Below are 16,339 nucleotides of genomic sequence, written 5' to 3' on the forward strand. Positions count from 1 at the left end.
CTTTTTTTTCACTTCCGGATAGACCTCTCCCATCCACTGCTTCACCTCAGCCGGGCGTTGCTCGTAAGCCTTCTTCAGTGGTCGCTGGGGAGTGAAACCCCAGCGAGCCAAGACTACACTCATCGATTGAAGTCCATACTCGATTTTAAACCGGTTTTTGATCAGCTCTCTCACGGCTTCCCGCGTCCAGAGAGCGAAACGCAGCTTCAATTGATCCGGGGTCTTGTCGGTGATAAGCTTTTGAATCTCTTTCTCTTGATCCGCAGTCATCTTGCGTCCACTTCCATCTTGCCGACCCCGCTTGCCCTTACCGATAGCCGCCCAACCCCCAACCTCAAAGCGTTTCCACCACCGATTCACCGTGGGCTGGGCCACACCAAAATCCTTGGCAACCTGTGTTTGTGTTCGGCCCTTTTTCAAGGCACGGATCGCCTGACGGCGCATCTCTTGCTGGGCATCCTGACTCAGCGTGCGGGCATCTCGATTTTCCATCAGTAAAGATCGCTCGATTATGATCTATTTGTCAAGCGGGTTAATAACATCGAATTGTGTCGTCTTTTCATTGAAGATTATCTCTTCCTTGAGAAAAAATGAAGTTTAACTCACCCTTGGATCATGTTGATTACAGCCGATGGTTCACCGATTCGGTGACATTGGATTTTAATTCTTTTGTTCTTTCAACAGTATCTGGAAAAAAGAGTTCAGGGGATTTTCGAAGGGTTCATATATCCTCGTCAAGATGCCATTATTTTTCCGCCTTTAATGAGTTCGCGAGGAATCAAGACGATCCAGGTGGACATGTCATTTTTCACCATACTGATTCTCATTTGCTGAACTGGATCGAGGATTATACGACGATTTTTGCGACAGAGGTGAAGCGGGAGGATGTTCAACATTACTCGGTTTTGCTGTCGGACAATATCTTCCATTTTGTATCGTCGGATGTTCCAACGATTGTTGAAGAAATTTAGATTGTGAGATTTCTTCTTTCCATCCGTATAGGTCTTTTTCATTGGGCAGGGTTGTCCTCTGACCCCATCGCTAGGAGGTGAAATGATTTTCCTCAAAAGGTTTAGTCTCTGCTTATTGCTTTTAGTTCCTGTGCCATTGAAAGGGCAGAGCGAGGATGTTCTTGTTTCGGTGGATCGGATCCAATCATCAGAACTGTCCCCTAAGGGTCGGGTGGATCTATTCTTTAAGGTCCATGAGCCCATTGATGCAAGAGGTTCAATGTTCATGATCGGGTGTGACAATGAAGACCGAGCTCGAGTAAGAAAGGAATTTCCCCTCGATTCGCTTTGGGCAATCACTGTTCCTCACGATTTTTTGGTGAGGTTGGAAAAGATGAAAAGTGGCATGGAGCGGGATGAGGAAATTATCGACAAAGGAATAGATCCTCGGAGAATTTCGAATGCTCATGTTGTTCCAGAAATCAAAATGGACGAGATTCAGAAAGCTGAAGTCAAGGTGCTGAGTGACTGAGATCGCGATGATTTGTGGATTGCACCTATTGGGCTGGAACCCCCCTACGCGGCTGGTGTGGTCTCCCTCCGCTGCAAGCAAGGGAGGCATTTTGCGCATACTTTGGCTTCACTTCTTCTTGTGAGGCCGCTCCACGACGAAGCAGCGGTTTCCGAGGAGGACGATTCTCGGGGAAAATTCGGTTGATGCTAATTCTTTGGGATCGACGAGGAAACGAAGAATCCTGCGTGGCTCAGTTCGTGTCTTCGGGGGAGGCTCGGTCTTCCTTTTCATGCCGGATAGGATCTCATTTTCGGCCGAATCCTAACAGTGGCAGTGCTATGGGAAGTGGAGGCGAACAGTTGAGTTGGGGAAATCTGTTCGGGTCGAAAATTGTAGAATCTGATTCTGTTTCGGTTGTCGCTTTTCTGCTAGGTTCTGGGAAATGAAAGCGATCGAGCAGGGCGATTTCCTCTACGAGCGATTGGCGCGGGAATTGGAGACCCAGATTTCCGAGGGCGTCTATGAAATCGGTGACCGATTGCCTTCGATTCGGATGCTCTGTGCGCGGAAGCGAGTCAGTGTGGCTACGGCAATGCAGTCGCTCTCGATTCTGGAAGCGCGGGGGATGGTCGAGGCTCGGCCGAAGTCCGGGTATTTCGTGCGTCGCCGCCGTTTGGATCGGGCGGTTGAGCCGCGGCCGGTGGTCTCTGATCTCCAACCGCAGGTGGTGGGGGTCTCGGATATCGTCGCTGATGTGTTTCGGCAGACTTCGGGGGCGGGCCAGGTTCCGCTTGGGGCGGGAATTCCGTCTCCGGAACTTTTACCGATTGAGCGCCTTTCCAAATTTCTGGCGGCAGCGGTTCGGGATGAACCCCGGCACCTCGGGGTCTATGGAGAAGCGGGCGGTCATCCTGAGTTTCGGAAGCAACTGGCGCGGCGCTTCTCGTTGATCGGTTGTGAGCTGGCTCCGGGAGAAATTGTTGCCACTGGTGGGGCGATGGATTCGCTGAATCTGGGGATCCGGGCGGTGACTAAGCCGGGCGATATCGTTGCGGTGGAAACTCCATGTTACTTTGGGATTTTGGAGATTCTTGAGAGTCTGGGACTCCGGGCTCTTCCCATCCCGAGCACTGGCGAGGAGGGGATCGACCTCGACTTGCTCGCCGAGGCAACTGAGCGGCATGCGGTCAAAGCGGTGGCGATGGCACCGACTTTCAGCAACCCGAATGGAAGTTGTCTGAGCGATGCCAAGCGTATCCGATTGCTCGAAATACTTGCAGACCACGACCTGCCTTTGGTGGAGGACGATCTTTATGGGGATCTTCCCTTCGAGGGGGAACGGGTACGTCCGGTGAAGGCTTTTGATCGGGAGGGACGGGTTCTCTACTGCGGTTCTTTCTCAAAGTGTCTCACTCCGGGGCTACGGGTGGGCTGGATTGCCGGCGGACGTTATGCGGAGAGGGTGAAGCGATTGCGATTCATCTCGACGGTGACAACTCCAGTCATTAATCAGATCGCGATCAGCCGGTTTCTTGAGGCCGGCGCCATGGATCGACATCTGCGGGGGCTGCGCTCAGCATTGAAAACGCAGGTGGCCCAGGTCTCGGAAGCAGTCCTCGAATCCTTTCCGGCGGGAACCGCGATCAGTCGCCCTCGCGGAGGATACTTCCTCTGGGTTCAGCTCCCGGATGGGATTGATGCCATGGAGCTTTACCGGCTTGCGGACGCCGAAGGTATCCACATCGCCCCGGGTCAAATCTTTTGTCCGCATGCTTCGATTCGAAACCGGATCCGCTTGAGCTGTGGGCATCCGGTCGACAATCGGATCCGTGGAGGAATCGAGAGGCTCGGCGGGATCGTGCGCCAATTGCAGAAGGAACGTTTGAAACGGGGATGATCTGGGAAGGGGCAATTGCTTTTTTCGGACTGCTTCTTCTGCTGGCAATCGTTCCCGGGCCGACTGATGCCATGGTCGTGGCCCAGGCGGTTCGGCGGGGTTATGGAGCCGCGTGGGGAGTCATCGTCGGTGTAGTTCTGGCCGATTGGCTGATGATCGCGCTCGTTCTTGTGGGATTCGAAGTCTGGGTCGATTTTTTTGAGCTTCACCAGCGGTTCCTCGTTTGGATTTCGGCTCTTCTCCTGACCGGATTGGCGATCTCGATCTTCCGCTCGGCGGGTCGGACTGAAACGGAAGCTGAACCGGCGGGCAACGGAGGCGTTCGAAGCGGGCTGGCTGGTGGGTTTCTCGTAACCTTTGTCGATCCGGAGGCGCTCGCCTTTTACTGCGGAGTGCTGCCGACTTTTGTTTCCCCGGGAGAGGTGGGGCTCGGGGAGACGGTTTTCTTGGGAGGGGTCGTGTCGGTTCTGATTTGCGGAGTGAAGGGGACCTATGCTTGGCTAGCGGTTCATGGCATTCGCTCCAAAATGGCTCCCCGAACCCAGAAAACCGTCCTCCGCGGTGTCGCCTTGGTGATGCTCGCTATGGCAGGATGGATCATTTTACGATGACGTCATGAAGCCGATCCGCGGAATCATTTTCGACATGGACGGAGTCCTTATCGACACGGTGGGATTCTGGGCCGATGCGGAGCGGGAGGTGTTTTCAGCGCTCGGGGTTCGAGTCACGACGGATCTTGCTGCGATTACGTCCGGAATGACGACGGCCGAGGTGACAGATTTTTGGTTCGAGCGATTCCCTTGGGATTCTCCATCGAAGCCAGCGGTTGAAGAAAAGGTGATCTCAGCCGTTGCCCGTCGAATCCGTGAGGAGGGGCGGGCAATTCCGGGGGCCTGTGAATGGGTTCGTGCCTGCGGCGAGCGGGGCTGGAAAGTGGGTCTGGCGACGAATTCGCCTCGTTGCCTGATTCCAGAGGTGCTGCGAAGGCTGAATTTGGAAGACAAATTTGATGCGGTGATTTCCGCCGAGGAAGTTGAGTCGGGCAAACCGGATCCGGCGATCTACCGACGGGCACTTGAGAAGTTGGGGCTGGGGGCCGAGGAGGCAGTCGTCGTCGAGGACTCATTGACAGGAGCGGCAGCGGGTGTGGCGGCCGGTTGTCAGACTTTTCTCTTGGGGACGGACGAGCCGCCCATCGGGGACGAGAAGACTGATTTTTTCCCAATATCCGACTTTGAAAGCCTCGCCGCCCAAGTTCAGTTGCGGAAATAAGAGGACAGCCCGGGAGCTTGGCTCTATTCGGTTTAGAATTCTTTCAGTGTCCGAAATCGATTCAAAACCAAGGCCTCCTCACCGGGAGAGGGTTCCTTTTAGGGCCCTCCTTCTGCTCGGAAAGTCTAGAATAACAGTTTCTCCTCATAAGCGATAATGAGCGTCGATAAGCGGTCGCCAGCTCCGCTGGCTCTCCAGTTCTACGCAATCCGGACTTCGGCGAGCTCAGTCGAGTCGCAGAGCCGGAAACCGCTAATTTTCGCCAATGGACGCTGAATGGCGACAACCCCTAATCGTTGTGAACTGCGTTTGACCCTTTTCTTTCAACTAGAGCCGCAAAGAGCGATTCCCTGAGAAAATGGGGATCAGGATATTCCCCGAGTAGGAGAGGGGTAAACCGCGCTAGCAGGAGGGGCTAGTTCCTCGGGCTCCGCCAGATTTCAGAACCGAGAGGATCGGCAATCGCGCTGGTCGCGGTCTCCTTTGTCGAGTTATGCGGTTTTGGTTCCGACGTAAATGGAGATCGGGTAGGTATAGTGGATTTGACCCTCGATCGATCGGGTTTGGGTTCCGAGGCGATTCGCGGTTAAGTCTTCGCGGAAGATGTGCCTCAACTTATCGTCATCTCCAGGATTCGGAAACGAAGCAGCCAACTGTTGCTCGAGTTCCATCTCGACCTCGTATCCCGCCCTCTGGATATCAACAAGGCCGGAGTCCGCTACCATAAAATCAAATTCCTCAATCGAAAGAGCCTTTGTGTGAGAAGGATCTCTCAATCGTTCCATTTCGTTGAATGCCTCGACAAACTGAGCCGGAAGGACGGGGTCGGCGACCAATACCCGCCCATGGGGCTTACAAACACGAATCATCTCCGACAAAACCCGGCCCGGGTTTGTGAAGTGATGAAACGTATATCGGGAAATCACTACGGAAAAGGTCCCGTCCTCGAAAGGGAGTTCAGTAGCTGAGCCAACCTGCCAGTCCAGATTCGATAATGATTCCGAGGCTTGGCGAGTTTTCGCCTCCTCAATCATCTTTTCGGTGAGGTCGATTCCGGTGACATGCCTTGCGATCCGAGCAAATTCACAAGCCACCATTCCGGGCCCACAGGCCACATCGAGAACCGTGTCATCTGTCCCCGTTCTCGAAAGCTCGATGAGGAGATCGACCGAGTTGAGATGACCTTTCAATTGGGTGAAAGGGATCGCCTGCTTGGTGAACTGCTCTTGAATGCGTTGATTGTGTTCGGCTTCTGTAGTATTCATGGGATGACTATAATTCATCCTTCCGGATACTTCTTGTATCAGACTGATCAGAAGTTCTGCTTGCGGTATTTCGCGGGGGTCATCTGGAAAATACTTCTGAATGTTTTTGTGAGCTGGCTCTGGTCGTAAAAACCCGCTTCAGCCGCCGACTCCGAAAGGGGGCGTCCACTCTTGAGAAGGAGCCGAGCCCTCTCGGCGCGGGTGTTGAGAGCGTAGGCTTGAATCGTGGTGCCGTAACACTTCTTGAACAATCGATTACAATGTTCCTTGGAGAAGGGCATATGTTCTTCGATGAATTGAAAGCAGCCCTCTTTATCAGCGCCGTTATCAATCAGATCTTTAATTCTGGAAGGAACCCAGTGCGTAGGGCTCAGAGGTTTCCCCTCTCCGGTGCTGCTCAGGTGGACATCACATTCCTCAAAAAAGAGAAGAATCGAACGAGCGATTGTCTGTCTTTCGCCTCCGTCAGCTTTGTAGTAACGCCGCATTAATTCGAGAAATTCAAGATACCGCTTGGGGTCCCTGACCAAAATCCCTCCAGCGTCCTCGCCACGGAGAGGAGCTGAAATCGAGCAGGATAACGAGAGGACATGCACGCCGGAAAAGTCCTGAGAGACCGAAAGAATCCGGTGGGCCAGTCCGGCGGGTATGAAATAGATCGCACCCTTCGCCCATTCCATAGTCTGGCCGGCAATACTCATATTTATCGTGCCACTCTCAACGGCAGCGACCACTGAGTAGTTATGGCTGTGAACCCTCTCGCAGCCAAGTCTCTCAGCGCTAAATCGTGCATCTAAAATCATGGATACATCCCTACTAAAATCGTGGGGGCGCATCCGGGTAGGTCAAGCGCGGAGCGCTGGAGTCTGGTAGGCAGGAGGGAAGTCGAATAGCCCAGATTTTCCTCTAGCAAGACTCCTCCCCTGCGTGCAGGGGAGGGGAACCGCCGCTAGGCGGTGGAGGGGTGTGCCGCAGGCACGCGAATTTTCGGGTGGAGATCGATCGGCCAGTCTTTTAGAGACGGGGGAGACCTCCCCACCCGCTGAAGCGGGTCCCCCCCTCCTACGAGTAGGAGGGGAGTTGAATAGCCCAAATTTTCCTCCAGCAAAACTCCTCCCCTGCTTGCAGGGGAGGGGGACCGCCGCCAGGCGGTGGAGGGGTGTGCCGAAGGCACGCGTATTTTCAGGTGTGGATCGATCGGCCAATCTTTTAGAAACGGGGAGACCTCCCCACCCGCTGAAGCGGGTCCCCCCCTACTAGTAGGAGGGGAGTTGGATACTCCAGAATCAGCGTTACTCCAATTCCTCCCCTGCGTGCAGGGGAGGGGAACCGCCGCCAGGTGGTGGAGGGGTTTGCCGAAGGCACGCGTATATTCGGGTGCAGATCGATCGGCCAATCTTTGGGGACGGCAAGAAAGGGGCGCACGGCGTTCTCCACGAGGTTGTTGTCGATTTTCATGGGATAATCGCCATGGCAGAGTGTTACTGATGTCCTTGGGCCATTCCTAAAGAAGTTCACAAGGATTCAATCGAGTCGCCGGAGATCAGGGAATTTCTTTTCGCGCCTGAATCGAATACAACAGGGGAACCTGCTGACCTTTGTGGAGCATTTGATACCCCAAGTCCGGTACGTACTCTAAGCCATCGAAGCAATCGTAAGGGCTGTAGGGGTGCTCGGAGAATGATTCGAGAGTCAATCCTGCCTCCACTAAAGCGCTGACAACTTCACTGATTGAATGTGACCAGATGACCGTCGTGGATCGAGTCCCATCGCAGTTTTCGGTATAGGTGCCTTCCTCTTCGATGTCCGGCTCACTTCTTGGGAAATACGAGTAGCCTGAGAGCAACTCGGTGAAGGGGTGAAACTCAACAAGATGGAATTGGCCACCCGGTCTCAATGACCTCGAGATGGTTAGTGCCCAATCCCCTAAATTGGGCAACCAGCACAAGACTCCGTAGGAAGTGAAGACGATATCGAATTGGGTCGTATTTTTACGGCCAAATTCAACCACATCACTTTCGATGAAATTGGCCTTTAAACCCAAGGAATGCTTCAACGAGTTGGCTTGCTCAATTGATTCGACAGACAAATCCACTCCCGTAACGTCCGCACCCAGCCGAGCCCAAGACAAGGTGTCTTGGCCAAAATGACATTGGAGATGGAGTAGTGATTTCCCTTCTACATTTCCCACCTGTTTCACCTCCACTGGGTTCAGTGAGCATCTTCCCTCTTTGAATGAAGCAACATCGTAGAACTCTGATTCGACGTGCACTTTCGTTCTCCTGTCCCACGTTTCTTTGTTGATTTTCAAATGATCCATATTTTGTCCTTGTCCATATTATCAGCTAACGCGCAACGTGATCGATGGGCGAATGCCGCAAATCTCCAAATGCCTCCTTCGTTACAGGACCAATGGTCAATATCATCGTTTGTAGGCCCTCTGAAGTCTTCGAAGCAAAATGCCGGACAACTTGAGGTTAGCTCAAGATGTCCGGTCTCCATGTATTTTGGATCTGCGATGTTTCTAAGATATTGCCAGGAGGCCAGAGTGGCCAATGGGTTTTGATCAAGAATACGAACTCCTTGGTTCCCTAATCCTCGCAGAGAGTGAGTCGGGTTGGGGGGGATTTGGATGTCTCATCTTCTGGCTGTGATTTCTTTTTAGTGCCCGGGATCCTTGCAGTTCCCTCTTTGGAGCATTCTGGAAGCGACGGATTTGCTTGCTCGACTTTTTCACGAACGCATAGTGGGACTCTATGGACTATGATGCCTCAGGGTCTTTGCGGCTTTCGAAAATCCGATCTGCTTTTTCGGAGTCGATTTTCTTGCGGGAAGATGAGATATGTTTGTGGCGTTAAAGTTGGATGCTTGAAATATCTTTTGCCCTGGCATAAGTAGTTTATAGCCAAATATTTGTCCCTATAGTTCAATGGATAGAACTGCGGTTTCCTAAACCGCCAATCCGGGTTCGAGTCCCGGTGGGGGCACCATTTCTCGTGACCGGGGGAAATCACGGAGGTCTCAGAAGGGGTGCGGGTAGAGATTTGAATCAATGAGTGGTATTTTGCTCGGTTCTGAGAGTGGCTGAGCGAAGAGTTCAGATGAAACTTGAGATTTGGGAGGGTTTACCCACCTTGTTTCCTTTGCATGAGCAGTTCGCATTCATCGAATCAATCGGAAGGGGAACATTCACTTTTTCCTTTCTTCGAATTCTCACCGGATTTGCTCTGCATTGCGGGCTTCGATGGATTTTTTAAACGGGTGAATCGTGCGGTTTGCCGGGTTCTGGGCTACTCGGAGGAGGAGTTGATGAAGCGTCCGATTCGGGAGCTTGTTCATCCGGAGGATCGTGAGTTGACGGCGAGGCATCGTGACGGACTTTTGCAGGGTCGACCCTTGCTGAATTTCGAGAATCGGTATGTCAGTTCAGGGGGCGAGGTGATTTGGCTTTCGTGGAATTCGATTCCGGTTCCGGAATCAGAACTCATCTATGCCGTTGCCAAGAATATTTCTCACATCAAGGCGCGTGAAGAAGATCGAAATCGGTTGTTGAGCGAGTTGACCGAAGCGAATGAAAAGTCGAAGTTGATGAACTACCGGACTGCGCACGATATTCGTTCTCCAGTTGCCGGAGTTCTTTCGGCGCTCAGCCTCATCAATACTTCCACGATCAGTGATCCTGAAACGCTGGAAATTTTCAGGATGGTCGAGCGATCAGCGGAAGATCTTAAGCGAATGCTCGACCGCTACGTGGAGGATTTGCAAAAGGGACAGAATGCGGAGATTGGCGTCGAGTTGATCGATCTTGCTGAGCTGACTCAGTCGGCGACTCAGCCGATTGATTTTTTGCTCCGGGACTCAGATGTTCGGTTGGAGTTGGACTTCTCTGCATATGATCAAGTCGTCTTTAATCGCACCTATTTGGAGAGTATCTTTCAGAACCTTCTCTCGAACTCGATTAAGTATGCCCACCCGGAGCGGCGGTGCCGCATCTCGATTCGATCCCGTATTCAGGAGGGGCGGAAGTTTATCGATTTCTCGGACAACGGTATCGGTTTCGATTCCGCGAAGGTGGGGGAGCATCTATTTGGTCTGAATAAGAGGCACCACGAGCACAGCGATAGTAAGGGTGTCGGTTTGTATCTGGTCTATCATCACATGACCACCCTTGGTGGTTTTGTTTCCGTCGATAGCGAGGTTGACGTGGGAACTCGTTTCACCCTGGAGTTTCCGGATCTTTGAGGCCTATTCGCTTTCCAAGTTGAGCCATGCGACCTCTTCGGGGGTAAGGTTCAAACTGAGAGCGGGTAGGGTTGTGCGGGTCTCCGATGGGGTCATGGGGCCGATGGCCGGGAAAGTGGGGAAGGGCTGGGAGAGGACCCAGGCCAGTGAGACGTTGATGGGATGCACATTTCGTTGTCCTGCCAGTTCGTAGCAACGGCGCTTGCGCTCGAAGTTGTCCTCCGAGTAGTAGCCGGCGACTAGATTCTTGGGGGCCTCGGATGCGGGGACGTCCGATCTCTCGGTGAAGAATCCATTGGCCTGACTGGCCCAAGGCAGAAGGGTAAAGTTCTTCTCTGCGAGCCATTCTTTGGTTCTTCGGTCCGATGCGGCGAGGCATCCCTCCCAGATTGGGTTGACGAGACGGGCGAGGCTGAGGTGGTTGGACAGAAGTGCAGGAGGTTGCAATCCGTTTTGTTCGGCGTATTGAATGGCCTCTTCGAGACGGTCGACGGTCCAGTTCGAAAAGCCATAGGTGCGGACCAAACCTTTCGTGACCATTTCGTTAATGATGGTCACAAATTCACCAGCGGGGATGGCAGGGTTGTCACGATGCATGACGTAGCCGTCGAGGTAGTCGGTTTGCTGGGATTCCAGGCTTTGTTCGAGCTCCTCCATCATTAACTCCGGGCGGGTTTTGGGATGGTGAGCGCCTTTGTCGAGAAGGACGCATTGCTCCCGCACTCCGCGTGTCTTCATCCATTGTCCCGGCGTTCCGAGGCGTTGGTTCCAACGGCGGTAGATGGATCCATCGTCAAAAGCGTTCCCCCCTCGTTCAAAGTAGTCATCGTAGAGATGGGCGAATCGAGGGAAGGAGGACTTGCCGGAGGTGCCCATGACGAGTCGGGCGACAGGCTTGTCGAGGAACGGGATCGATCCAGTCGGGATTTCGGATCCTCGGTCGGGCAAGGCGTGGCCGAGAATGTAAGGGAAGTCAGGTCCGGCCTCTTCCATCGGGTAGGTCATCCCGATAGCACTTCTCCAGCGATCCAGTGTCTCCAAGTTGCCGAGAGTGTCCGCGATGGTCATCGCGGGTGCAGGCAGAGACCGATCTCCGATGTGCTGGGCGAAGAGCTCCGCCTCGTAGGCGTATAGGTGACGATCGGTGATCGCCGCGAGGGTTTCGGGCTCTCCAGAGAATTTCTCGATCTGGGTTTCACCGTTGCAGAACCAGGGGCTCTTGACGGTGATCCGTCCCTCGGTGCCGGTGATCACGCACTCGTTCTTGCCCTGAACGCGGACGCCCGTGAAAATTTCAGCAACCAAGTCGTCGGGGAATTGCAAGAGGGCGGAGGCCCAGGTGTCGACACCGGTTTCTCCATCGAGGTGCCCGACGCCTTGGATCTCTTTGGGATTTAGAAAGGGTTCTCCGTGGGCCGCTCCTGCGATCATTCGAGCGAACGAGATCGGATAGCAGCCAACATCGAGAATGCTTCCACCTCCGAGATGTGGGTTCATGAGTCGGCTTTCCGGGGAGTGGTTTCCGGCAAAAGAAAACTCGGCTTGAATCCGGCGGATTTTTCCGATGGTTCCCTCTTTGACCAGGTCGTAGACCCGGCGTGTTTGGGGATGGCAGCGATACATGAAGGCTTCCATCAAAAATATGTTGGCTTCTTCGGCTGCATTGACCACCGCCAAGGCCTCCCCGAGGTTCAGAGTTATCGGCTTTTCGCAGAGGATATGTTTTGCCGCGCGAGCTGCTGCGATGCACCACCGAGCGTGCATGGGGTGGGGTGTGGCGATGTAGACAGCGTCCACGGCGGGATCTTCCAGCAATTCGCGATAATCCCCATAGGCTCTAGCTTCGGGCGCGCCGATTTCATTGAGGAAGGACTGGGCGCGTTCTTTCTCGCGGCTGCCGGCGGCGACGATCTGACCAGTCGGGGTACCTTCGACGCCGAGGGCAAATTTGCGGGAGATGTTTCCGGGGCCAATGATACCCCAGCGGATAGGTTCGGATTTCATGTTAGTAGAAAGCGAAAAGGCTTGTTGGACCAGACTGGCCCTGCGTAGTCGACCCCGATTCTAGCGGTTCGGCGAATCCGATCATTACTGATTGGAGGAGCGTCAGCAACGTAGAAACCGCAGGAAGGGGTAGACGGCTGCCGATGAGTGGTTCCGCTCATTCCAATCGCTTTGGTCAATTTACCCGGTCCGTCATAGGTGCCAGCTCCGCGAAGGAGAACTGCTGCGGGGTAGTCGACAGGGCCTGTAACGATATTCGTCAACCAGTGGATTCCGTAGCAAAGGTAGACGTACCAATTTCCCGGTGGCCCAAAGAGGACTTCGGTGCGTTTCGTGCGCCCTTTGTGGGCATGGCAGGCTTTGTCTTCCGGTCCGTCATAGGCCTCGGTCTCATTGATTTCCAATTCCTGCCACTGACCGTCTTGGAGATAGATCAGCCGCTTGCCCAGGAGTTCCCGGGCTACTGTCAGAGTCGGACGGTCGTAGAAGGAAACGGGGAGGGGCGGGGCCGGAATATCGGTCATAGACACTGACAATGTTCCATAAGAATGGAAGGGAGGTCTAGCCTGGAGTGGACTCTCACCGGAGAATCGCACGACTGCATTCGACGATCTTACGCCAGAAAAGCCATGCTTGAATGGAAAGCAGGAGTGGATTCCTCTTCAGTGAAAAGGGAGAGGCCTGATCGCTCCTTGCGATGGGGGCGAAGGGGAGCGGGGGATTTTATCCCGGACCCTTCCGGATGTCAGGTGAGGATGGCTCGACGCCATGGGGCGTCGAGCCACGTAGCATCCGCTTTAAAGCTTTTTGCCTTTTTTATCCGTGCCGCAGATGGCGACTTCGATCCCGAGCTGACGCGCGAGTTCGGCTTTGGCGTATAGGCACTTGTCGGCTTGGGCAGGATTATTGGCGTAGGCGACGTTGATGTGGTTGGCCTTGTGGCGGGCCATCATCTGATCGCGGGAGACCCCATAGGTGACGGCGTGCATGATCGGCCATTCGGGGGTGGTTAAGTTTAGGCGGCGTTCGGTTTCCTTCTTTGGGAGACTGATCGCTTCGCCGCGGCCGATGTCCATCTTGAGCTTGTTGTCTTCCATGAAGACGCGGCTCCAGACGAGTTCACCGGGTTTGGCGATCCCTTGCAGAGTGCTTCCGCCGTTGGGGAAGTACATGGCTGGCTGACGATAACCGTGGCTGCCCTTCCAACCTCCGATGTGGTGTTCGACCGGAGCCGAGCCACTGATGAGGAAAACCCAGACATATTCTTCGGTCGAGCCGGACTGGTCCCAGTCGCCCCAGCGAAGGTCGTGGAGAGTGGTTTCCACGGGTTGGCGGAGTGCTTTGTGCACGCGATTGGTGAGCACGGCGTCGAGGCCGCAGCATTCGTCAACTTCGTTGAAGTGGGGGATCGGCTCGCCTTCGCGAATGATTTCGCCTTCGTCATTCGTGACGGGAGGACGGTCGGAGCTGTTGAGCAGGCCTTCGACGAGGTCGGAGGCCGGGCAAAGGTCCTTGAGGCCCTGTTGATACTGGATGCCCAATGACTCGCAGCCGAAAGCGTCTCCGATCCGGCAGGCGGCGATGTACATTTTGCACTGCTCGAGGACCTGTTTCTTGGTCAGGTCCTTCTTGTGGCTTTTCCCGAAATGGAAGTTGAAGCCTCTCTTTTCGATGAAGTTGAATACTTCTTCGGCTTCCTTATTGGTGACTCGCTTCATTTCTGCGAGGAGAGCGCTCTGGCTGAGACGTTCTTTGTAAACTCCCAAGGGGAAAAGGAGCTCATCCGGGATGGTGGCATTATACATTCCCATGCAGAACTCGTCGAAGACCCCCATGATGCTCTTGTTCTGGTCGAGGTCTTGGGCAATACGCTCGGCGGTTTTCTTGACTCCGGAAGCGACTCCACGACCCGTATACTTTTTAACGTGAGCGGTTGGATGCTTGCATTCGCCTGTCTCAATCCATTGGGCAAGTTTCTTTTGGAAAGCCTTGTCGGTGGCGAAGTCTTCGCTCCAGAGCGTGGAGTATTGAACGCCTGCCTTGGTCATCGAACCGTTCAGATTCAGCATGCCGACGAGACCAGGCCAAGTACCGCTCCAGTTGGCGACCGTGAGGATTGGCCCTTCATGAGAAATCAGGCCATGAAGGAGGTGATGGGAATACTGCCAGACGGCTTCGGCCACGATGAGCGGGGCCTTGCGGTCGATCTTGGCGAAGATGTCCATCCCCTCCCGCTGTGAAGAGATAAATCCATGCCCCTCTTCCTTTTTGTAGGGGTGCGCTCGTTTGATTTTTCCACCGAGAGAGGTGATGACATCGGAGAGCTCTTTCTCCATCTTTTCCTGCTCGGCCCAGCAATTCTGGTTTGCGGAAAGGCGAAGGTCACCGTTGGCGACAAGGAGGATTTCTGTCTGGGGCATTGGTTTTATTTGGGTTTTTGTGGTTTTATTTGGATATTTTCGAAAGGGCTTGTGTAGCGTTTTCTGTAATAATTTTCCAGTTTTTTTCGGAGATATCTTGTTTTGTCGCAATCCAGCTGCCTCCTACGGCGAAAACGGAGGGGAGGGAGAGGTACTCTTCCATGTTGTCGAGACTGACGCCTCCGGTGGGACAGAAGCGGATTCCGAGGTTGCCGTAGGGAGCCGAGAGGGCTTTCAACATTTTCACGCCGCCCATCGGGCCCGCTGGGAAAAATTTCATATACTGACATCCTTCGCGGTAAGCTGCCTGAATGTCAGAGGGAGTTGCGATTCCCGGAATAAAGGGGATACCCGCTCCGCGGAAAATTTCGAGAGTCTTGGGATCCGTTCCCGGGGCGAGTCCGAATTGGCTACCGGCGTCGATGGCTTCTTTCGCCTGTTTCTCTGTGACTACAGTTCCGGCTCCGACGACCATCTCTGGAAACCGTTGGACGATCCGCGAGATGGATTCCGCAGCGGCTGCGGTCCGGAAAGTGATCTCAATGATCTTTAGGCCACCCTCCAAGAGAGCTTCGGCCAGTGGTTCGGCGTCGTTAGCATCGTCGAGGACGATGACGGGGATGATTGGGTTTGCTTCAAGGTCGAGCATGTCGAGATGGTTGTATTAGATTTGGTCGTTGCTGAAAAGTCTGGAGTTTAGGGAATGTAATGCGGGGGCTCGAGATGGATCTCATCAGTTTCATTTCAGACTCCTCCCTTATTCGCTAGAACCTTGAGCCTGTCGAAAAGCGTGGGAGAGATCGTCCGCCGAAGCCTTTCTCGAAGTCTGGATGCTTCCATCGGAAGCAGAGGGAGTTCCATCCATACTGCTCAGCCCGAAGCGAGCGAAAATTGCTTTCCGAAGAGGGGCTTGTTCGTGGGAGTTTTCCCAAAAAAAAGGTTCATCGTCATTTCCCGGGGAAAGCATGCTTAATCTTGAGGAAGAAGTATTCCGTATCCCTGAAGCCATAAGCGGTTCTTTTGATGACCTTGATCTTGTTGTTCATGCCCTCGAGCACGCTGGTGTTGAGTGGGTATTTGGCTGAGGCTATGATTCCACGGAGGTAGGGTCTGAGTTTATCAGCGAAGGCGAGCAGGGGTTTGATTTTGGACTCACGGCACATCCTCCACCATGTGCGCCAGCGTTTGAAGGCGCCCCAGATGCTTGAGCTTCGCCATAGTTCTTTGAGCTGTTCTTTCAGGACGTAGACTTGAGCCAAGGATTGGTTGGCATTCATCAGCTCTTCGAGCCTGACAAGTTCTTCTTCATTGAGGTTGTCCTTGTTCTTTAGAAGTAACCATCGGCTACGTTTGACCGCTCTGCGAGCCGACTTGTTCTGCCTTAGTTCATTGGCCTGATCCACGCGGACTCGGTCGATGACTTCACGGCCGTATTTGGCAACGACATGAAAAAGGTCGTAGACGACTTCCGCATTCGGGCAGTGCATCTTCACCTCCAGGTCAAAGGCGCTGTTCTGATCCATCGCGACCGCTTCGATTTGATCGCAGTGTTCGCCCAGTGATTCAAAGAAGGGGCGTATGGATTCGCGACTGCGCCCTTCACCGATCCAAAGCACTTGCCGAGTGTCCGCATCGGCTACGACGGAGGCGTAGCGGTGCCCCTTGTGCAATGCGAACTCATCCATGACCAGAGTTCTGAGCGAACCGTAATCGACTTCAGGCAACTCCCGAACCAACCTAGCTTTGTCAATGCGTTTGACGGTGTGCCAAGGCAA

Annotated in this window: 15 protein-coding genes and 1 tRNA gene; 7 read left to right on the top strand and 9 right to left on the bottom strand. The window is 53.9% G+C overall.

Annotation, left to right across the window (positions count from 1 at the left end):
* Positions 1–492: winged helix-turn-helix domain-containing protein (locus H5P30_RS10970; protein ID WP_185691585.1), on the bottom strand; the 492-nt coding region annotated here is incomplete at its 3' end.
* Between the two features lie 98 nt (positions 493–590).
* Here H5P30_RS10970 and H5P30_RS10975 point away from each other — a divergent pair.
* From H5P30_RS10975 to H5P30_RS10995, 5 genes are all read left to right on the top strand, one after another.
* Positions 591–971 (top strand): hypothetical protein, encoded by a 381-nt coding sequence (locus H5P30_RS10975; RefSeq protein ID WP_185692991.1) that lies wholly within the window; start codon positions 591–593, stop codon positions 969–971.
* Positions 972–1,053: 82 nt separating this feature from the next.
* Positions 1,054–1,482, top strand: coding sequence for a hypothetical protein (locus tag H5P30_RS10980; protein WP_185692992.1), 429 nt, complete (start codon positions 1,054–1,056; stop codon positions 1,480–1,482).
* A 424-nt stretch (positions 1,483–1,906) separates the two neighbouring features.
* Positions 1,907–3,361, top strand: coding sequence for an aminotransferase-like domain-containing protein (locus H5P30_RS10985; protein ID WP_185692993.1), 1,455 nt, complete (start codon positions 1,907–1,909; stop codon positions 3,359–3,361).
* Entirely contained in the window at positions 3,358–3,972 is a 615-nt protein-coding gene (locus H5P30_RS10990) for a LysE family translocator (RefSeq protein ID WP_185692994.1), read from the top strand. The genes H5P30_RS10985 and H5P30_RS10990 overlap by 4 nt, the downstream gene beginning before the upstream one ends.
* A 4-nt stretch (positions 3,973–3,976) precedes the next feature.
* Positions 3,977–4,633 (top strand): HAD family hydrolase, encoded by a 657-nt coding sequence (locus H5P30_RS10995; RefSeq protein ID WP_185692995.1) that lies wholly within the window; start codon positions 3,977–3,979, stop codon positions 4,631–4,633.
* Positions 4,634–5,124: 491 nt separating this feature from the next.
* On the opposite strand, the gene H5P30_RS11000 is transcribed toward H5P30_RS10995, so the two are convergent.
* From H5P30_RS11000 to H5P30_RS11010, 3 genes are all read right to left on the bottom strand, one after another.
* Positions 5,125–5,898, bottom strand: a complete 774-nt coding sequence (locus H5P30_RS11000) for a class I SAM-dependent methyltransferase (RefSeq protein ID WP_185692996.1) — start codon at positions 5,896–5,898, stop codon at positions 5,125–5,127.
* 47 nt (positions 5,899–5,945) lie between these two features.
* Positions 5,946–6,599, bottom strand: coding sequence for a helix-turn-helix transcriptional regulator (locus H5P30_RS11005; RefSeq protein WP_185692997.1), 654 nt, complete (start codon positions 6,597–6,599; stop codon positions 5,946–5,948).
* Positions 6,600–7,441: 842 nt separating this feature from the next.
* Positions 7,442–8,218 (bottom strand): class I SAM-dependent methyltransferase, encoded by a 777-nt coding sequence (locus H5P30_RS11010; protein WP_185692998.1) that lies wholly within the window; start codon positions 8,216–8,218, stop codon positions 7,442–7,444.
* 595 nt (positions 8,219–8,813) lie between these two features.
* Here H5P30_RS11010 and H5P30_RS11015 point away from each other — a divergent pair.
* Together H5P30_RS11015 and H5P30_RS11020 are read left to right on the top strand one after the other, a co-directional pair.
* A tRNA-Arg gene (locus H5P30_RS11015) sits at positions 8,814–8,888 on the top strand.
* Positions 8,889–9,045: 157 nt separating this feature from the next.
* Positions 9,046–10,140, top strand: coding sequence for a PAS domain-containing sensor histidine kinase (locus tag H5P30_RS11020; RefSeq protein ID WP_185692999.1), 1,095 nt, complete (start codon positions 9,046–9,048; stop codon positions 10,138–10,140).
* Between the two features lie 3 nt (positions 10,141–10,143).
* Here the strand turns inward: H5P30_RS11020 and H5P30_RS11025 are convergent, their stop codons facing one another.
* The 5 genes from H5P30_RS11025 to H5P30_RS11045 all read right to left on the bottom strand — a co-directional run.
* On the bottom strand, positions 10,144–12,144 hold the full coding sequence (locus H5P30_RS11025) for an aldo/keto reductase (protein ID WP_185693000.1): 2,001 nt from the start codon (positions 12,142–12,144) through the stop codon (positions 10,144–10,146).
* Positions 12,141–12,668: a DNA-3-methyladenine glycosylase gene (locus H5P30_RS11030; RefSeq protein WP_185693001.1), complete on the bottom strand. Its 528-nt coding sequence runs from the start codon at positions 12,666–12,668 to the stop codon at positions 12,141–12,143. Before H5P30_RS11030 ends, H5P30_RS11025 begins: the two co-directional genes overlap by 4 nt.
* 273 nt (positions 12,669–12,941) lie before the next feature.
* Positions 12,942–14,564: a fucose isomerase gene (locus H5P30_RS11035; RefSeq protein WP_185693002.1), complete on the bottom strand. Its 1,623-nt coding sequence runs from the start codon at positions 14,562–14,564 to the stop codon at positions 12,942–12,944.
* Positions 14,565–14,589: 25 nt separating this feature from the next.
* Positions 14,590–15,213, bottom strand: coding sequence for a bifunctional 4-hydroxy-2-oxoglutarate aldolase/2-dehydro-3-deoxy-phosphogluconate aldolase (locus H5P30_RS11040; protein ID WP_185693003.1), 624 nt, complete (start codon positions 15,211–15,213; stop codon positions 14,590–14,592).
* Between the two features lie 298 nt (positions 15,214–15,511).
* The coding region (locus H5P30_RS11045; protein WP_185691362.1) for an ISL3 family transposase at positions 15,512–16,339 on the bottom strand (828 nt) is incomplete at its 5' end.

Source organism: Puniceicoccus vermicola (assembly GCF_014230055.1).
In the GTDB taxonomy this organism is placed as follows: Bacteria; Verrucomicrobiota; Verrucomicrobiia; order Opitutales; family Puniceicoccaceae; genus Puniceicoccus; species Puniceicoccus vermicola.